Source organism: Bradyrhizobium sp. SZCCHNS30572 (genome assembly GCF_032484415.1).
Classification (GTDB): domain Bacteria; phylum Pseudomonadota; class Alphaproteobacteria; order Rhizobiales; family Xanthobacteraceae; genus Bradyrhizobium.
The window spans coordinates 56,735-72,457 of record NZ_JAUESY010000001.1; the positions used below are offsets into that span (position 1 = coordinate 56,735).

Annotated in this window: 14 protein-coding genes and 1 other RNA gene; 9 read left to right on the forward strand and 6 right to left on the reverse strand. The window is 66.4% G+C overall.

What is annotated here, in order from left to right; all coding sequences use genetic code 11:
* The first annotated feature begins 4 nt into the window (after positions 1-4).
* Complete coding sequence (locus QX048_RS00235; RefSeq protein ID WP_316192248.1) at positions 5-973, forward strand: quinone oxidoreductase; 969 nt, start codon at positions 5-7, stop codon at positions 971-973.
* A gap of 8 nt (positions 974-981) precedes the next feature.
* On the opposite strand, the gene QX048_RS00240 is transcribed toward QX048_RS00235, so the two are convergent.
* Positions 982-2,034 carry an acyltransferase family protein gene (locus QX048_RS00240; RefSeq protein ID WP_316192250.1) on the reverse strand — a complete coding sequence of 351 codons (1,053 nt, stop codon included), beginning with the start codon at positions 2,032-2,034 and terminating at the stop codon, positions 982-984.
* 151 nt (positions 2,035-2,185) lie between these two features.
* Between QX048_RS00240 and QX048_RS00245 the strand changes: the two genes are divergently transcribed.
* The 4 genes from QX048_RS00245 (at position 2,186) to QX048_RS00260 (ending at position 8,482) form a co-directional block, all read left to right on the forward strand.
* A complete protein-coding gene (locus QX048_RS00245; protein WP_315715339.1) occupies positions 2,186-3,505 on the forward strand; it encodes a UDP-glucose/GDP-mannose dehydrogenase family protein in 1,320 nt (439 codons plus the stop codon).
* 116 nt (positions 3,506-3,621) lie between these two features.
* The gene (hrpB, locus tag QX048_RS00250) at positions 3,622-6,096 is read left to right on the forward strand and encodes an ATP-dependent helicase HrpB (protein ID WP_316200375.1); all 2,475 of its coding nucleotides are present in this window, start codon (positions 3,622-3,624) and stop codon (positions 6,094-6,096) included.
* Positions 6,097-6,257: 161 nt separating this feature from the next.
* Entirely contained in the window at positions 6,258-6,758 is a 501-nt protein-coding gene (locus QX048_RS00255; protein ID WP_315799204.1) for a TIGR02281 family clan AA aspartic protease, read from the forward strand.
* A gap of 224 nt (positions 6,759-6,982) precedes the next feature.
* Positions 6,983-8,482, forward strand: coding sequence for a phosphomannomutase/phosphoglucomutase (locus tag QX048_RS00260; RefSeq protein WP_315825862.1), 1,500 nt, complete (start codon positions 6,983-6,985; stop codon positions 8,480-8,482).
* 53 nt (positions 8,483-8,535) lie between these two features.
* On the opposite strand, the gene QX048_RS00265 is transcribed toward QX048_RS00260, so the two are convergent.
* The 5 genes from QX048_RS00265 to QX048_RS00285 all read right to left on the reverse strand — a co-directional run bounded on the left by QX048_RS00265 (position 8,536) and on the right by QX048_RS00285 (position 12,462).
* Entirely contained in the window at positions 8,536-10,002 is a 1,467-nt protein-coding gene (locus QX048_RS00265; protein WP_316167266.1) for a methyl-accepting chemotaxis protein, read from the reverse strand.
* 20 nt (positions 10,003-10,022) lie between these two features.
* Positions 10,023-10,352, reverse strand: a complete 330-nt coding sequence (locus tag QX048_RS00270; RefSeq protein ID WP_315752316.1) for a hypothetical protein — start codon at positions 10,350-10,352, stop codon at positions 10,023-10,025.
* Positions 10,353-10,463: 111 nt separating this feature from the next.
* Entirely contained in the window at positions 10,464-10,964 is a 501-nt protein-coding gene (locus QX048_RS00275) for an Lrp/AsnC family transcriptional regulator (protein ID WP_315715344.1), read from the reverse strand.
* Between the two features lie 130 nt (positions 10,965-11,094).
* Positions 11,095-12,039 (reverse strand): NAD(+) diphosphatase, encoded by a 945-nt coding sequence (gene nudC / locus QX048_RS00280; protein WP_315752214.1) that lies wholly within the window; start codon positions 12,037-12,039, stop codon positions 11,095-11,097.
* Positions 12,040-12,042: 3 nt separating this feature from the next.
* Positions 12,043-12,462 carry an HIT family protein gene (locus tag QX048_RS00285; RefSeq protein WP_315752213.1) on the reverse strand — a complete coding sequence of 140 codons (420 nt, stop codon included), beginning with the start codon at positions 12,460-12,462 and terminating at the stop codon, positions 12,043-12,045.
* Between the two features lie 145 nt (positions 12,463-12,607).
* On the opposite strand from QX048_RS00285, the gene ffs reads away from it, so the two are divergent.
* The 4 genes from ffs to recR all read left to right on the forward strand — a co-directional run bounded on the left by ffs (position 12,608) and on the right by recR (position 15,723).
* Positions 12,608-12,704: signal recognition particle sRNA small type (gene ffs / locus QX048_RS00290), an RNA gene on the forward strand.
* Positions 12,705-12,835: 131 nt separating this feature from the next.
* A complete protein-coding gene (locus QX048_RS00295; protein ID WP_315825864.1) occupies positions 12,836-14,674 on the forward strand; it encodes a DNA polymerase III subunit gamma/tau in 1,839 nt (612 codons plus the stop codon).
* Between the two features lie 103 nt (positions 14,675-14,777).
* On the forward strand, positions 14,778-15,098 hold the full coding sequence (locus tag QX048_RS00300; RefSeq protein ID WP_315715348.1) for a YbaB/EbfC family nucleoid-associated protein: 321 nt from the start codon (positions 14,778-14,780) through the stop codon (positions 15,096-15,098).
* A 25-nt stretch (positions 15,099-15,123) separates the two neighbouring features.
* A complete protein-coding gene (recR, locus tag QX048_RS00305; protein ID WP_315715349.1) occupies positions 15,124-15,723 on the forward strand; it encodes a recombination mediator RecR in 600 nt (199 codons plus the stop codon).

A 15,723-nucleotide genomic window follows, 5' to 3' on the forward strand; every position in this document is an offset into this window, starting at 1 on the left:
GGGCATGGTTGCTATCGTTCGACTGAAGGCACCGGGTGGCGCGGAGAATCTGGTGCTGGAGAATGTTGAGCTGCCGGCGCCGTGCGCCAACGAGATCCGGCTGCGCCACACCGCGATCGGCGTGAACTTCATCGATATCTATCAGCGCAGCGGCCTCTATCCGCTGCCCGATGGAATTCCTGGGGTCGAAGGGGCGGGGATCGTGACGGCGAAAGGCGCGGACGTGACAGAGTTGTCCGTCGGCGACCGCGTCGCCTATGCCGGCGCCCCGGTCGGCGCCTATGCCTCGGAGCGAAATCTGCCCGCCTGGCGCGCGATGCCGCTGCCCGACGCCGTGTCTGAAGCGAGCGCTGCGTCGACCCTGCTGAAAGGCATCACCGCGGCGATGCTGCTCAATCGTACCTATGCCGTCGGAGCCGGAACGACGCTGTTGGTGCACAGTGCCGCCGGCGGGCTCGGCCAGGTGCTGACGCGAATGGCTCGGCTGCGCGGCGCGACCGTCATCGGCACGGTGAGCTCGGAGGCCAAGGCGGAGCTCGCGCGTGCCGCTGGCGCGCGCCATCTGATCGTCGGCCGGGATGCTGACTTCGTCGATGCCGTGAAGCGATTGACCGACGGGCGCGGCGTCGACGTCGCCTATGATGGCGTCGGCGGCAAGACGCTTGCGCGGACGCTCGCCTGCGTCAGGCCGTTCGGGACGGTCGCCAGCATCGGTCAGTCCGGCGGTCCAATTCCAAGCCTTGCCGTCGAGGAGCTAGGGCCGCGCCGCAGCCTGTCGCTGGCACGCCCGAGCGTGATGGCCCATGTCAACGATGTCGCCGACTATCGCAGGGATGCAGCGACGGTTCTCGCCGCGCTCGCCGATGGCGATCTCGTCGGCCACGGCACCGCGTATCCGCTGGCGCGGGTCGTCGAGGCCCATATCGATCTGGAGAGCGGCCGCAGCCGTGGCGCGCTGCTTCTGGTGCCCTGACGGTGACGCTACTCCGCCGGCTGCAACACGGCTTTCGGCTTCGGCGGCGCGATCCAGAACGCGATCGGGCGCTCGAACAGGAAGCGTGCGCCGAGGCGCAGCGCGAGGCGCCAGATCGCGAGCGCGCCGAGCACGCCGGCGACGGTCACGAGCAGGGAGATCGTGCCGATGTCGGCGATGGCGCCCGTCTTCAGCAACAAGGTGCGCGTCGCCGCCATCGGCAGGAAGAAGGCGAGATAGATCACGATCGAATGCTCGCCGCAGAACCGCAATGCGTTGAGGAGCTGCGCGCGCGCCAGCAGCGTGCCGGCGATGATGATGGCGACGGCGCCGGCATAGCCGAGCATGAGGGAGACAGCCGGCCATTCGCTGACACCGAGGTTCACCAGCGACTGGTTGATCACCGCCCAGGCGAGCAGGCTGACGATGGCGAGCATCGGCTGCGCCCGCGCGCGATCCGACAGCGCGAAGATGGCAGGCGCGAACAGATAGCCCGAATAGATGTAGACGAAGCGGGCGCAGAATTCGTCGATCACGGTCCAGCCGGTGACGATGTGCGCCATTTCGAGGCCGGCCGCGACGCCCCAGATCACCGGCGCCGGCAGCTTTCGTGTCAGTTTGATGACGACGAAGAAGATCGGCAGCAGATAGATGAACCACAGCGTGCCGAACGGCTCGATGAAGGATTCCAGGTACAGGTAGCCGGCGTGCGGCCAGCCGGACGCGGCGGCGAAGCCGGGCGCCTTGAAGCCGAACTGGATGGTCACCCACAGCACGTAGAAGTAGGCGAAATGCACCACCTTGCGGTCGAGATAGGTACGCCAGTCCCGGTCGATCACCAGTGGCAGAAACAGGCCGGAAATCAGGAAGAAGTCGGGCATCCGGAACGGCTTGGCGAAGGCGACGACGGCGTGCATGAAGCCGGTCTCGCCGGCGGCGAGCTCGACGCCGAGCACCGAGTGCATCATCACCACCATGATGATGCAGATACCCTTGGCGTAGTCCACCCAGTCGATGCGCGTCTCGGTTCCGGCCGTTTTCGGCGTACCATTCGCGGTCATGCTGTCCCTCTTTGGCGCGGAGCTGCCGCATTGTCGGGCAGAGCCGTTAATACTCCTCCTTGTCATCCAAACGTCATGCCGTTTTCTAAATTCCCCTTGAACCGCAAATGGTTTAAGACGCGAAAGTATTAACCTTGAAGGATGGGTTTCGATGCGAATTGCGATGATCGGCACGGGCTATGTGGGTCTGGTGTCCGGTGCCTGCTTCGCCGATTTCGGTCACCAGGTGACCTGCGTGGACAAGGACGAGAGCAAGATCGCCGCGCTGCATCGCGGAGAAATCCCGATCTTCGAGCCCGGCCTGGATGCGCTGGTCGCGGCCAACGTCAAGGCCAAGCGGCTCGATTTCACCACGGACCTCAAGCAGCCGGTCGCGGAGGCCGACGCCGTTTTCATCGCGGTTGGTACGCCGTCGCGGCGCGGCGACGGACACGCCGACCTGACCTACGTCTATGCCGCCGCGCGCGAGATCGCGGCCTCGCTCACCGGCTTCACCGTGGTCGTGACGAAGTCGACGGTGCCGGTCGGCACCGGCGACGAGGTCGAGCGCATCATCCGCGAGACCAATCCGACGGCCGATGTCGTCGTCGCCTCCAATCCGGAATTTCTGCGCGAAGGTGCTGCGATCCGCGATTTCAAATGGCCGGATCGCATCGTCGTCGGCACCGCGGACGAGCGTGGCCGCAAGGTGCTCGGCGACATCTATCGCCCGCTGTCGTTGAACCAGGCGCCGATGATGTACACCGAGCGCCGCACCGCCGAGCTGATCAAATACGCCGCCAATGCGTTCCTCGCCACCAAGATCACCTTCATCAACGAGGTCGCCGATCTCGCCGAGAAGGTCGGCGCCGACGTGCAGGAGGTGGCGCGCGGCATCGGTCTCGACAACCGCATCGGCTCCAAATTCCTGCATGCCGGTCCGGGCTTCGGCGGTTCGTGCTTCCCGAAGGACACGCGTGCGCTGATCAAGATCGCGCAGGACTACGACACGCAGCTGCGCATCGTCGAATCGGTGCTGGCGGTGAACGACAACCGCAAGCGCGCGATGGCGCGCAAGGTGGCGCATGCCGTCGGCGGCAATCTGCGCGGCAAGACAGTCGCGGTGCTCGGCCTCACCTTCAAGCCGGAGACCGACGACATGCGCGAGGCACCGTCGATCCCGCTGGTGACCGGTCTGCTCGACATGGGCGCCAAGGTCCGCGCGCATGATCCCGTCGGCATCGAGCAGGCCAAGAAGGAGCTGCCGGAGATCGCCTACTACGACGATCCCTATGAGTGCGCGACCGGCGCCGATGCGATCGTGCTGGTCACCGAATGGGTGCAGTACCGCGCCATGGATCTCGATCGCCTCAAGGAGGTGATGGCGCATCCGGTCGTCGTCGATTTGCGCAATGTCTACCGCCCCGACGAGATGGCCGCCCACGGCTTCGTCTACGAGAGCATCGGCAGGCCATCGGTGAAGGGCGGTTGACATGGCATTGTCATACCCCGCGCAGGCGGGGTATCCAGTACGCCCGATCTTCGTGATCCGCGAGATTTGCGCTTACTGGATCACCCGCCTTCGCGGGTGATGACGGGTTGCTGCTATTGCCCCTTCGCTTCGACACACCGCTGCCCATCGATGCCGTGCTGGACGAACTGTCCGGCACGCTCGAACGCAGCAACACCGCCGTGCTGGTGGCGCCGCCCGGCGCCGGCAAGACCACGCGGGTGCCGCTGGCCTTGCGTGATGCAGTCTGGGTTGGGGACAAGAAGATCATCGTGCTGGAGCCGCGCCGGATCGCGGCCCGCGCCTCGGCCGAGCGCATGGCGAAGTCGCTCGGCGAGCGCGTAGGCGACACCGTCGGCTACCGCGTGCGCTTCGGCTCGAAGATCTCGCGCGCGACCCGCATCGAGGTCGTCACCGAGGGCATCTTCACCCGGCAGATCCTCGATGATCCCGAACTGACCGGCGTCGCTGCCGTGCTGTTCGACGAATTCCACGAGCGCTCGCTCGACGCCGATCTCGGCCTCGCATTGGCGCGCGATGCGCAGCAGGGGCTGCGCGAGGATCTCCGTATCCTCGTGATGTCGGCGACGCTCGACGGCGCCCGCGTCGCCAGACTGCTCGGCAATGCGCCGGTGGTCGAGAGCGAGGGCCGCGCCTATCCGGTCGAGACCCGTTATGTCGGCCGCAAGCCGGATGCGCCGGTCGAGCGCCAGATGGCCGAGACCATCGCCAGCGCGCTGCGCGCCGATGCCGGCTCCGTGCTGGCGTTCCTGCCGGGCGCGGCCGAGATCCGGCGTACCCAGACCATGCTCGCCGAGCGCGTTCATGATGCCAGCGTTGAGATCGTGCCGCTGTTCGGCGCACTCGATTCCGCCGTCCAGGACCGCGCGATCTCGCCCGCCCCGAAAGGGCAGCGCAAGGTGGTGCTGGCGACCTCGATTGCCGAGACCTCGCTGACCATCGAAGGCGTCCGCATCGTGGTCGATTCCGGTCTCGCCCGGGTGCCGCGCTACGAGCCGGACATCGGCCTCACCAGGCTGGAGACGGTGCGGGCTTCGCGCGCCGCTGTCGATCAGCGCCGCGGCCGCGCCGGCCGCACCGAGCCTGGCGTCTGCTACCGGCTATGGGACGAGCCGCAGACGGCCTCGCTGGCGGCCTATACGCAGCCGGAAATCCTCAGCGCCGACCTGTCCTCGCTGGTGCTCGATCTGGCGCAATGGGGTGTCAATGACCCCTCCGCGCTGAGCTTCCTCGATCCGCCGCCACAACCGGCTTGGAAGGAGGCAAGGGACCTGCTGCGCGAGCTCGATGCGCTCGATGCCGATGGCAGGCTGACCGACGAGGGCCGGCGGCTGCGGGCGCTGGCGCTGCCGCCGCGGCTGGCGCGGATGATCGTCGATGCCGCCGACCACGGCGCGGCGGCGCAGGCCGCCGACATCGCCGCCATCCTGACCGAGCGCGGGCTGGGCGGCGACAGCGTCGATCTCGAGGTGCGGCTCGATCAGTTCCGCCGCGACCGCTCGCCGCGCGCGCAAAGTGCCCGCGACCTTGCGCGGCGGTGGGCGCAGCAGGTGTCGTCCGCGTCCGCCCGCGCCGGAGACGCGGACATCTCCACCGGCCTGATGCTCGCCTTCGCCTTTCCCGACCGGGTCGCGCGCAATCGCGGCAATGGCAGCTTCGTGCTCGCCAATGGCCGCGGCGCCGCCGTCGACCCCGCCTCGTCGCTGGCGCGCGTGCCCTATATCGCGGTCGGTGAGCTGACGGGAACGGCGGCCAGCGGCCGCATCCTGCTGGCGGCGCCGCTGGCGATCGAGGATATCGAGCGGCATTTTGCTGCACATATCGAAGCGAGAGACGAGGTCAGCTTCGATCAAAACGCGATGGCGTTGCGGGCGCGCCGCCGGCGCAAGCTGTATGCGATCACCATGGCCGATGCGCCAGTCGCGCTGACGCCGTCGGAGGAGACCGCGCGCATCTTCGCGGAAGGGATCTGCGCGGCCGGGCTCGACCGGCTGCCCTGGTCGAAGGCCGCCAGGCAGTGGCGTGACCGCGTCACCTTCCTGCGCAAGGCGGAAGGCGACAGTTGGCCGGACCTGTCGGAGGCGGGCCTCGCCGAGCGGCGCGAGGACTGGCTGGTGCCGCTGCTCGCCGACAAGACCTCGCTCAAGGACATATCGCCCGGCGACGTCTCCGACGCCGTGATGGCGCTGCTGCCCTGGGATCTCCGCGCCCGGCTCGATCGGGAGGCGCCGACGCATTTCGAGGCGCCGACCGGCACCATGCTGGCGATCGACTACGAGGCCGAGCAGGGGCCCACCATCGCGGTGCGGCTGCAGGAGCTGTTCGGCCTGAACGTCCATCCCTCGATCGCGCGCGGCGCGGTGCCCCTGGTGCTGGAGCTGCTGTCGCCGGCGCAGCGGCCGGTGCAGGTGACGCGCGATCTGCCCGGCTTCTGGCGCGGCTCCTATGCCGCGGTCCGCACCGACCTGCGCGGCCGCTATCCGCGCCATCCTTGGCCCGACGATCCGGCCCATGCCGAGCCGACCCGGCGGGCCAAGCCGCGGGGGACGTAGCTCATGCAAATTGTACCGCCGCCGTCGTTGTCGTTAACGCTTCACTCATCGTTTTCGCCAAAATGGCGGCGGCAGCCGGTCGCTCGCAGTCGCCCGTCAGCGGCTTTGATGGTCAAATCGGTTGCGGGGTAAAGTCGGGCGTTTGCGTCATGCGTAACATAATGATCTTCGCGGCCGTTCTCGTCGGTCTCGGCACCTTCATGGCGCAACTGGCCGATCGCCTGACCCCCGCGTCGGCATCCGCGACGCCGTCCGCGCGGGTTGCCACGGCGGAACCGTCTGCTGCGGGCCAGCGCAGCCTGAGCATTCCGACCGACCGCCGCGGTCACTTCCGCGCCGACGGCCGCATCGACGGCCAGCGCATCAGCTTCATGGTCGATACCGGCGCCTCGATGGTCGCGCTGAACGAGAGCTCGGCCGCCCGTTTCGGCCTGCGTCCGGCGCGCGGCGACTACACCGCCACCGTGACCACGGCCAACGGCACCGTGAAGGCCGCCCGGGCCAGGCTTGCGATGGTCGAGCTCGGCGAGCTCACCGTGCGTGACGTCGATGCCCTGGTGCTGCCCGATACGGCGCTGTCGGAGAATCTGCTTGGCCTGTCCTTCCTGTCCAAGCTGAAGCGTTTCGCCTACGCCAACGGCCAGATGGTGCTGGAGCAGTAGGCTGCACCGAAGCGGAATGTTGTTTCGCGCGTCACCGGCCCCCACATACCGGCAGGCAGGCCTATCCCGAGTCGCAGTCATTGAAGAGTTCGTCTGGTGGCCTGCTCGAGCGGTCCTGCCCGATTGTTGCCTGTATTCCTCTGCCTTCTGACACTGTTGTCTGACGTCGTGCTAAGCACGAATGCCTTCTTCCATTGATGTGATATTGCCGAGGCCGTCTCCTGATGTTTCCGAAACCCAAGCCCGTCCTGGTTCCCAATACCTACGCCTTCGAATCCGAGCCGATGGTGAAGCCGACGGGCTTCCGCGAATATGACGCGCGCTGGCTGTTCAACAAGGAGATCAATCTGATGGGGGTGCAGGCGCTCGGCATGGGGCTGGGCGCGCTGATCGCCGAACGCGGCGTCAAGCAGGAGATCGTGACCGGGCACGATTTCCGCGGCTACTCCGCCTCGATCAAATACGCCCTGATCTCGGGCCTGATGGCCGCCGGCTGCAAGGTGCATGACATCGGCCTTGCCGTGACGCCGATGGCCTATTTCGCCCAGTTCGATCTCGACGTGCCCTGCGTCGCCATGGTGACCGCCTCGCACAACGACAACGGCTGGACCGGCGTGAAGATGGGGGCCAACCGCCCGCTCACCTTCGGCCCCGAAGAGATGACCCGGCTCAAGGAGATCGTGCTCGAGGCCGCGTTCAAGAATGGCAGCGGCGGCTCCTATCAGTTCCATGAGAATTATCCGGCGCGCTACATCGCCGACCTCACCAGCCGTCCCAAGCTGAAGCGCAGGCTGAAGGTGGTCGCGGCCTGCGGCAACGGCACCGCGGGCGCGTTCGCGCCGCAGGTGCTGGAGGCGATCGGCTGCGAGGTTGTCCCGCTCGACACCGAGCTCGATCACACCTTCCCGAAATACAATCCCAATCCCGAAGACATGGAGATGCTGCACGCCATCCGCGATGCCGTGCTCGCGCACGAGGCCGATGTCGGCCTCGGCTTCGATGGCGACGGCGATCGCTGCGGCGTGGTCGACAATACCGGCGAGGAGATCTTCGCCGACAAGGTCGGCGTGATGCTGGCGCGCGACATGTCGGCGATCCACAAGGACGCGCAGTTCGTCGTCGACGTGAAGTCAACCGGCCTGTTCATGACCGATCCGGTGCTGCAGGCGCAGGGCGCGAAGACCGCCTACTGGAAGACCGGCCATTCCTACATGAAGCGCCGCACCAACGAGCTCGGTGCGCTCGCCGGCTTCGAGAAGTCGGGCCACTTCTTCTTCAACCGCCCGTTCGGGCGAGGCTATGACGACGGTCTGGTCTCGGCGATCGCGATCTGCGAGATGCTCGACCGGGCGCCGGGCAAGTCGATGGCCGACCTGAAGAACGCGCTGCCAAAGACCTGGTCGTCGCCGACCATGTCGCCGCATTGTGGCGACGAGGTCAAATACGGCGTCGCCGACGCTGTCGTGAAGCACTTCCAGGCGCTGCAGCAGCAGGGCGGCAAGGTGGCGGGGCAGAAGATCCGCGATCTCGTCACCGTCAACGGCGTCCGCGTCACCGTCGAGGACGGCAGCTGGGGTCTGGTGCGAGCGTCATCCAACAAGCCCGAGCTCGTGGTGGTGGTCGAAAGCCCGGTGTCCGAGCAGCGCATGCACGACATGTTCGAGGCGGTCAACGAGGTGCTGCGGACGCATCCCGAAGTCGGCGCCTACAACCAGACGATCTGAGGCCGCGTCGATGATGTCGCGCTAGGGCGCTGATCCGATCCTACTCGATGGAATCAAGCGGCCCTCAGGGAGCTCAGGAACTGATCGACCTCGGATTTGAGCCGGGTCGATTGCGAGGTGAGTCCGGTCGCGGACTCCAGCAGGCGCGAGGCGGCGCTGCCGGTCTCGTCGGAGGCACGGGTCACGCTGCCCATGCTTTGGCTGACCAGCCGCGTGCCTTCGGCCGCCTGCTGCACGTTGCCGGAAATTTCTCCGGTGGCGAGGCCCTGCTGCTCGACCGCGGTGGCGATCTCCTTGGAGATGTCGTCGATCTCGGCAATCGTTCCCCCGATCGCCTGGATGGCGGAGACGGCGTCACCCGTTGCGCTCTGGATGCTCTGCACCTGGCTGGAAATTTCCTCGGTGGCCTTCGCGGTCTGGTTGGCGAGCGCCTTGACCTCGCTTGCCACGACGGCAAAGCCCTTGCCGTGCTCGCCGGCGCGCGCCGCCTCAATGGTGGCGTTCAGCGCCAGCAGGTTGGTCTGGCTGGCGATCGTCTGGATCAGCGTCACCACCTCGCCGATCTTCTGAGTGCCGGCAGCCAGGCTCGCGACCACCGTGTTGGTGCGGCGAGCTTCGTCCGCCGCTTTCGCGGCGATCTCCGCCGACCGCGTCACCTGCTGTGAGATACTGTTGATCGACGCAGTCAGCTCTTCCGTTGCGGCAGCGACCGTCTCGACATTGGTCGACGCCTGTTGCGAGGCGCCGGCCGCGGCCGACGTCTGGCGCGAGGACTCCGCGCTGCTCCGGCTCATCGACGAGGACAGGCTCTGCATCTCGTTGGCGGCGACGGCCACCGCCTCGACGATGCCGCCGATCTTGCGCTCGAAGCCTTCTGCGAGCTCGCGACGGGCAAGATCGGCCTGCTGCTTGACGCGTTGCTCGGCCTCGAACCGCTCGGCGGTGGCGCGCGCCTCGGCAGCGATCGCCGATTCGGCTTCTGCGGTCTTGCGCGCGCTGGTTTCGAACAACTGCGTCAGCTTGAGCGCAAGGGCGATGAGAACACCGGCCTCGATCAGCAGGATGACCGCATGCAGCACAACGCGGCCGAAATCAGCGCCGCCCGGGTAGATCGCTGCAGGAAAGACGAAGTTCAGGACCAGATGGTGAAGCGCGACGGCGACGGTGCCGGCCAGGATCGGCCGGTAGTCGCAATATGCGACCAGACAGGCGAGCGCGGCGAAGAAATACATGTGCATGTCGATCTGCCAGGCATGTCCGGACATCTGGTAGACAAGCACAGATACACCGCCCATGACGGCGACCGCGACCGTGAGCTGGGTCGACAAGGTGTCGCCGGCGCTGCGCCAGGAAAGGGTCGCCACCACCGCCATGACGACCATGAGCATGGTCGGCATCAGCCAGTCGCCGCGCGACAGCCCGATGATGAGGGAGAGCGGAACGTGAACCCAGAGTACCGCCAGCAGAAGCTTGCTGGTCGTGTGCCGGAGGGTTGCCAGATCGCTGGTCTCGACGTTCATTTCCGATTCCCCCAAAGAGATCATTTTGCAAGGCAGGCGGAGACCGCCTGCGGATCGATGATGAGCCAGGCTCCGGCCTCGCGCAGCCGCGCCGAGCCGTCGTGTTCGCCGGGACGAACGACCAGCAGCGATGAAATGGTCGTTGTGCGCACGAGCGCGGCGTCAGCCGAGGCCGCAGCGAGCATCGCGTGTTGCGCGCTCCACCAAGGTGGGAAAGCGACGGCCACGATTTCGCTCCCCGCGCGCACTTGGAGTGACAGCGCTGCTACCGCGACAAAGCTCGCGATCAGAAGCGCCGTGGCATTGAGCCACGGGCGCGAAGACTGAGGTATGGTTGCACCGGACGTCATCACATCCAAGAATAGAGGGATGGGAATAACTTCCGGTAAACGTTCGTTAGGGATGACGACTGGAGTTCGGGACGCCGGCGCTGCAACGTCCAAGCGGCCGGAATGCTCGGTTCAGACCGGCGGCACCGGCAGCGCCGTCACCGACTTGATCTTCTCCATGGCGAAGCGCGAGGTGACGTTCTTCAGGGGCACCGCGCTGATCAGCTTCTTGTAGAAGACATCGTAGCTCTGCATGTCCGCAACGACGACGCGCAGCATGTAGTCAACGTCGCCGGCCATCCGGTAGAACTCCATCACCTCCGGCATCGAGCTGACCGCCTCGGCGAATTTGCGCAGCCAGGCCTCGGAATGGTCGGCACTCTCCACCGACACGAACACGGAGATGCCGAGCCCGATCTTGTTCTGATCGACCAGGGCCACCCGGCGCAGGATCACGCCATCGGCCTCCAGCCGCTGGATGCGCTTCCAGCACGGTGTCGACGACAATCCGACCCGATCGCCGATCTCGGCGACGGAGAGCGATGCGTCCTCCTGCAGGACCATCAGAATCTTGCGGTCAATGGCATCGAGCCGGCGATTGGCCTCGGAGCCTTGGGCGGCGACATCGGTCATGGAGAAACTTGTTCCATAGGAAGGCTGTAAAACCCTCATATAGAGAAAATCGTTCCAAGGCAAGGATCGGCCGTTCAGCCCTTTGCGGCCGGGTCTGGCCGTTTCCGCAGAGGGCCGGGCTGGTTTCTTGTTACCGCTCGTCGTTCTCCTTCAGCCAGCGGCCGACCAGATGATGAGCAATGGCGAACGGATGCGGTCCCGCCAAGCCGTCCGGATGCTGCCGCAGCAGCATCTGCCGGGCCTCGTCGCGGCTGAACCAGCGCACGTCCTCGAGCTCGGTGCGGTCGATGACGATGTCTTCGTTGAGCGCTCGGGCGCTGCAACCGATCATCAACGACGACGGATAGGGCCAAGGCTGGGTCATGTAATAGGTCACGTCGGTACAGCGAATGCCCGATTCTTCGAACACCTCGCGCCGGACGGCGTCCTCGATCGTCTCAGCCGCCTCGACGAAGCCGGCGAGGCAGGAATACATGCCGGCCGGAAACTGCTTCTGCCGCCCGAGCAGGCACTTGTCGCCCGAGGCGACCAGCGAGATCACGACCGGATCGGTGCGCGGGAAATGCTCCGTCTTGCAGCTCGGGCATTCGCGCTTCCAGCCGCCCTCGCGCATCGCGGTCTTGGCGCCGCAATTTGCGCAGAAGCCGTGGCGCTGATGCCATGATACCAGGGACTTCGCCATCGCGATCGTCGCCAACTGGTCGACGGGGATCGCGCCCTGCATCGCCACCCCGCGCAGCTCGGTGACCGCCACATCGTCGCGCCCGGCGAGCTTCTCGACGGCCGCCGGCGAGATGCCCATGCCGAACACCGCCGCGCCGTCCTGCAGCCCGAGGAAGATCGTTCCCGGATTGGCACCGAATTTCAGCGCCTCGTCGATCGACAGCAGCGCGCGCAGCTTGTCGCCCTCGCGCTTCAGCACCAGCGAATCGCGATGCACGACATAGGCCCGCGTCGACGGCTTGCTCTCGAAGCCGAGCAGCCTCTCGTCATGGAAGCGCAGATGGGCGGCGCGATCGATCGGATGGCCGACGAAGGCCGGCTTGCCCAACGGAAACAAGTCGAATGGCGACATCTCTCACCCTAGCCAGATCTTGCGCCTGATAGCGCTGATGAACTGCTGCACCTCCTGCGCATCGTGGGGCACAGCGGGCGCGGCGCCCCACACCGGTCGCGGCCAGGCCACGTCACTTGTGCGTCGCGCGATGATGTGGACGTGCAACTGCGGCACCATGTTGCCGAGCGCGGCGACGTTGAGCTTGTCGCATTTGGTGATCTCTTTGAGCGCGCGTGACGCCCGCGTGATCTCGGTCATCAGCTGCGCCTGCGCGACCTCGTCGAGATCGATGATCTCGACCGCGCCCTCGCGCCGCGGCACCAGCAGCAGCCAAGGATAGTTCGCGTCCTTGATCACCAGCACGCGGGACAGCGGCAGGTCGCCAATGTCGATCGTATCCTTCGCAAGTTGCGGATGCAGCGACCAGGCTGATTCGGGCATGCGGCGGTTCCTGGCGGATGGTCAGGTGGGGAGCTCGCGGGCACCTAAAGCCTTTCCGAGCTGCGGCACAAGCCCGCGGGGCGGTAGACTAGGCCGGCGAAGCTCGCGCTTGCTTTCCGGACCATTTGGCCCCAAATAGGCAGCGGGAGATTGGCGGTGGACGAGCCACTCGCCAACCGGGTCAGGTCCGGAAGGAAGCAGCCCTAACGAGGTCCGGATCGGGTCGCTCGTCAGTCTCCTACCTGTTTTCTCGAGCGAATCGCGCAAAGATGGCGGGGACCCCGCGCAGGGCGGGCGCTCGACCGCGCTCCGGCTGATTGCGTCGACGATCGCGATCGATGCCGGCCTGGAATGCTCACTTGCGGATCGCTCGATGACCGACGCTGGCGCCCCACCTGTTCCGCCTGACAGCGCCGACGCTCCCGCCAAGCCCTACCGGGTGCTGGCGCGCAAATACCGCCCCTCCAGCTTCGCAGATCTGATCGGCCAGGAGGCCGTGGTGCGCACCGTCTCGAACGCGTTCGAGACCGGCCGGATTCCGCAAGCCTGGATTCTGACCGGCGTCCGCGGCGTCGGCAAGACGACCACCGCCCGCATTCTCGCCCGCGCATTGAATTACGAGCTGCCGGACGGCTCGGTGAAGGGGCCGACCATCCATATGCCGGTGCTCGGCACCCATTGCCAGGCGATCATGGAAAGCCGGCACATGGACATCCTCGAGATGGACGCGGCGTCCCACACCGGCGTCGATGACGTCCGCCAGATCAATGACAGCGTCCGCTATGCGCCGGCCAGCGCGCGCTACAAGGTCTACATCATCGACGAAGTCCACATGCTGTCGACAGCGGCGTTCAACGCCTTCCTGAAGACCTTGGAGGAGCCGCCGGAGCACGCCAAGTTCGTGTTTGCGACCACCGAGATCCGCAAAGTGCCGGTGACGGTGCTGTCGCGCTGCCAGCGCTTCGATCTGCGCCGCGTCGAGGCCGACGTGCTGATGAAGCATCTTTCGGGCATCGCGACCAAGGAAGGCGTGACGATCGAGCCCGAGGCGCTCGGCATCATCGCGCGCGCCGCCGAAGGCTCGGTGCGCGATTCGTTGTCGCTGCTCGATCAGGCGATCGCGCACAGCGCCGGCGAGGTCCGCGCCGATGATGTCCGTCAGATGCTGGGCCTCGCCGACCGCACCCGCGTGATCGACCTGTTCCACCATCTCGCCAGCGGCGACATCGCCGCCGCCTTCAAGGAATTCCGCGAGCAATATGACGTCGGCGCCGACCCCGTGGTCGTGCTGTCGGATCTGGCCGAGTTCGTGAACTTCGTCACCCGGGTGAAGGTCGTGCCGGCCACGGCCGACAACGTCGCCTTCAGCGAGACCGAGCGGCTGCGCGCGCGCGACTTCGCCACCAAGCTGTCGATGCGGGTGCTGTCGCGGATGTGGCAGATGCTGCTCAAGGGCATCGCCGAGACCCAAGGTGCGACGCGCCCGGCCGCCGCCGCGGAAATGGTGCTGGTACGGATTGCCTACGCGGCCGATCTGCCGACGCCCGACGAAGCCATTCGGATGATCGACCAGAACGCCGGCGGATCTCCCGTTGTCACGAACGGCGGCGGAGCGCGTGCTGCGCCGGCATCCACCATGAGCGCGGGAACGCCGCCTGTGATGACGTCGGCGCCGATGCAGGCGCCGCGCGCGCAAGGCCCGACGCTCGCCGCGGTCGGCGGTTCGATGCGCCCGCAGGCGATGTCGTCACAGCCGGCGCCGACAACACAGGACCAGCCCGCGCTACGCATCGCGAGCTTTCAGGAACTCGTCGCGCTGGCCGGCAAGAATCGTGATCTGATCACCAAGAGCGCGCTGGAGATGGACGTGCGGCTGGTCCGCTTCGAAGAGGGACGGCTGGAGATCGCGCTGGAACGGACGGCGCAGCGCTCGCTTGTCTCGGACCTCGGCCGCAAGCTGGAAGACTGGACCGGGCGGCGCTGGACGGTGATCGTTTCCAACGAGCCGGGTCAGGCGACCTTGCGCGAGCAGAATCTGCGCGCCAAGAGCGAGCGAGAGGCGGCGGCGGAGGCCGATCCGCGCGTACAGGAGATCCTGGCGCGGTTCCCGGGCACCAAGGTGGTCGAAGTGCGCCGGCTCGCCCCCGAGCCGCCCGAATCGGACGCCAGTGCTGTCGAGCCGCCCGACGAGTCCGACGATGATGATTTCTAGAGCATGATCCGGAAAAGTGGAAAACGGTTTTCCTCGCGACAAACGCCAAAGGCGTTTGCGCGGAGATCATGCTCAACCAGATGGCTGATGATGAGGTGCTCCGATGGCTGACTTTCTCGGCATGATGAAACAGGCGGCGCAGCTGCAGACGAAGATGCAGGAGATGCAGGAGGAACTCGGCAACGTCGAGGTCGAGGGCATCTCGGGCGGCGGTCTGGTTGCCGTGCGCATGACCGCCAAGATGGACGTGAAGAGCATCAAGATCGATCCGTCGCTGCTCAAGCCGGAGGAGGCCGAGATCCTGGAGGACCTGCTGGTGACCGCGCATGGCGATGCGCGGCGCAAGGCGGAAGCCGCGATGCAGGAGAAGATGCAGGCCATCACCGGCAAGCTCGGCCTGCCGCCCGGCTTCGGTTTTGGTTAGTTGACCTGATGACATTCGTGAACTGATGGCCGTCGCTGGTCCTGAGATCGAACGCCTGATCCAGCTGCTCGCGCGCCTGCCCGGCCTCGGGCCGCGTTCGGCGCGGCGCGCCGCCCTGCATCTGATCAAGAAGCGCGAGGCGCTGATGGTGCCGCTTGCCTCGGCGCTGCAGGTCGCGATCGATCGCATCCAGGTCTGCAAGACCTGCGGCAACATCGATACGCAGAATCCCTGCACGGTGTGCACCGATCCGCGGCGCGATCCCGCGATGATCGTCGTCGTCGCCGATGTCGCCGACCTCTGGGCGCTGGAGCGCGCCAAGGCCTCGAACGGCCGCTATCACGTGCTCGGCGGCACCTTGTCGCCGCTCGACGGAGTCGGTCCGCAGGATCTCACCATCGACGCGCTGGTGCAGCGCGCGCATGCGCCGGAGGTGCAGGAGATCATCCTCGCTCTGAACGCGACGGTCGACGGCCAGACGACGGCGCACTACATCACCGACCTCCTGCAGGAGGCGAACGTCAAGGTCACGCGGCTGGCGCATGGCGTGCCGGTCGGCGGCGAGCTCGACTATCTCGACGAAGGCACGCTCTCGGCCGCGATGCGGCAGCGGACCTTGTTCTAA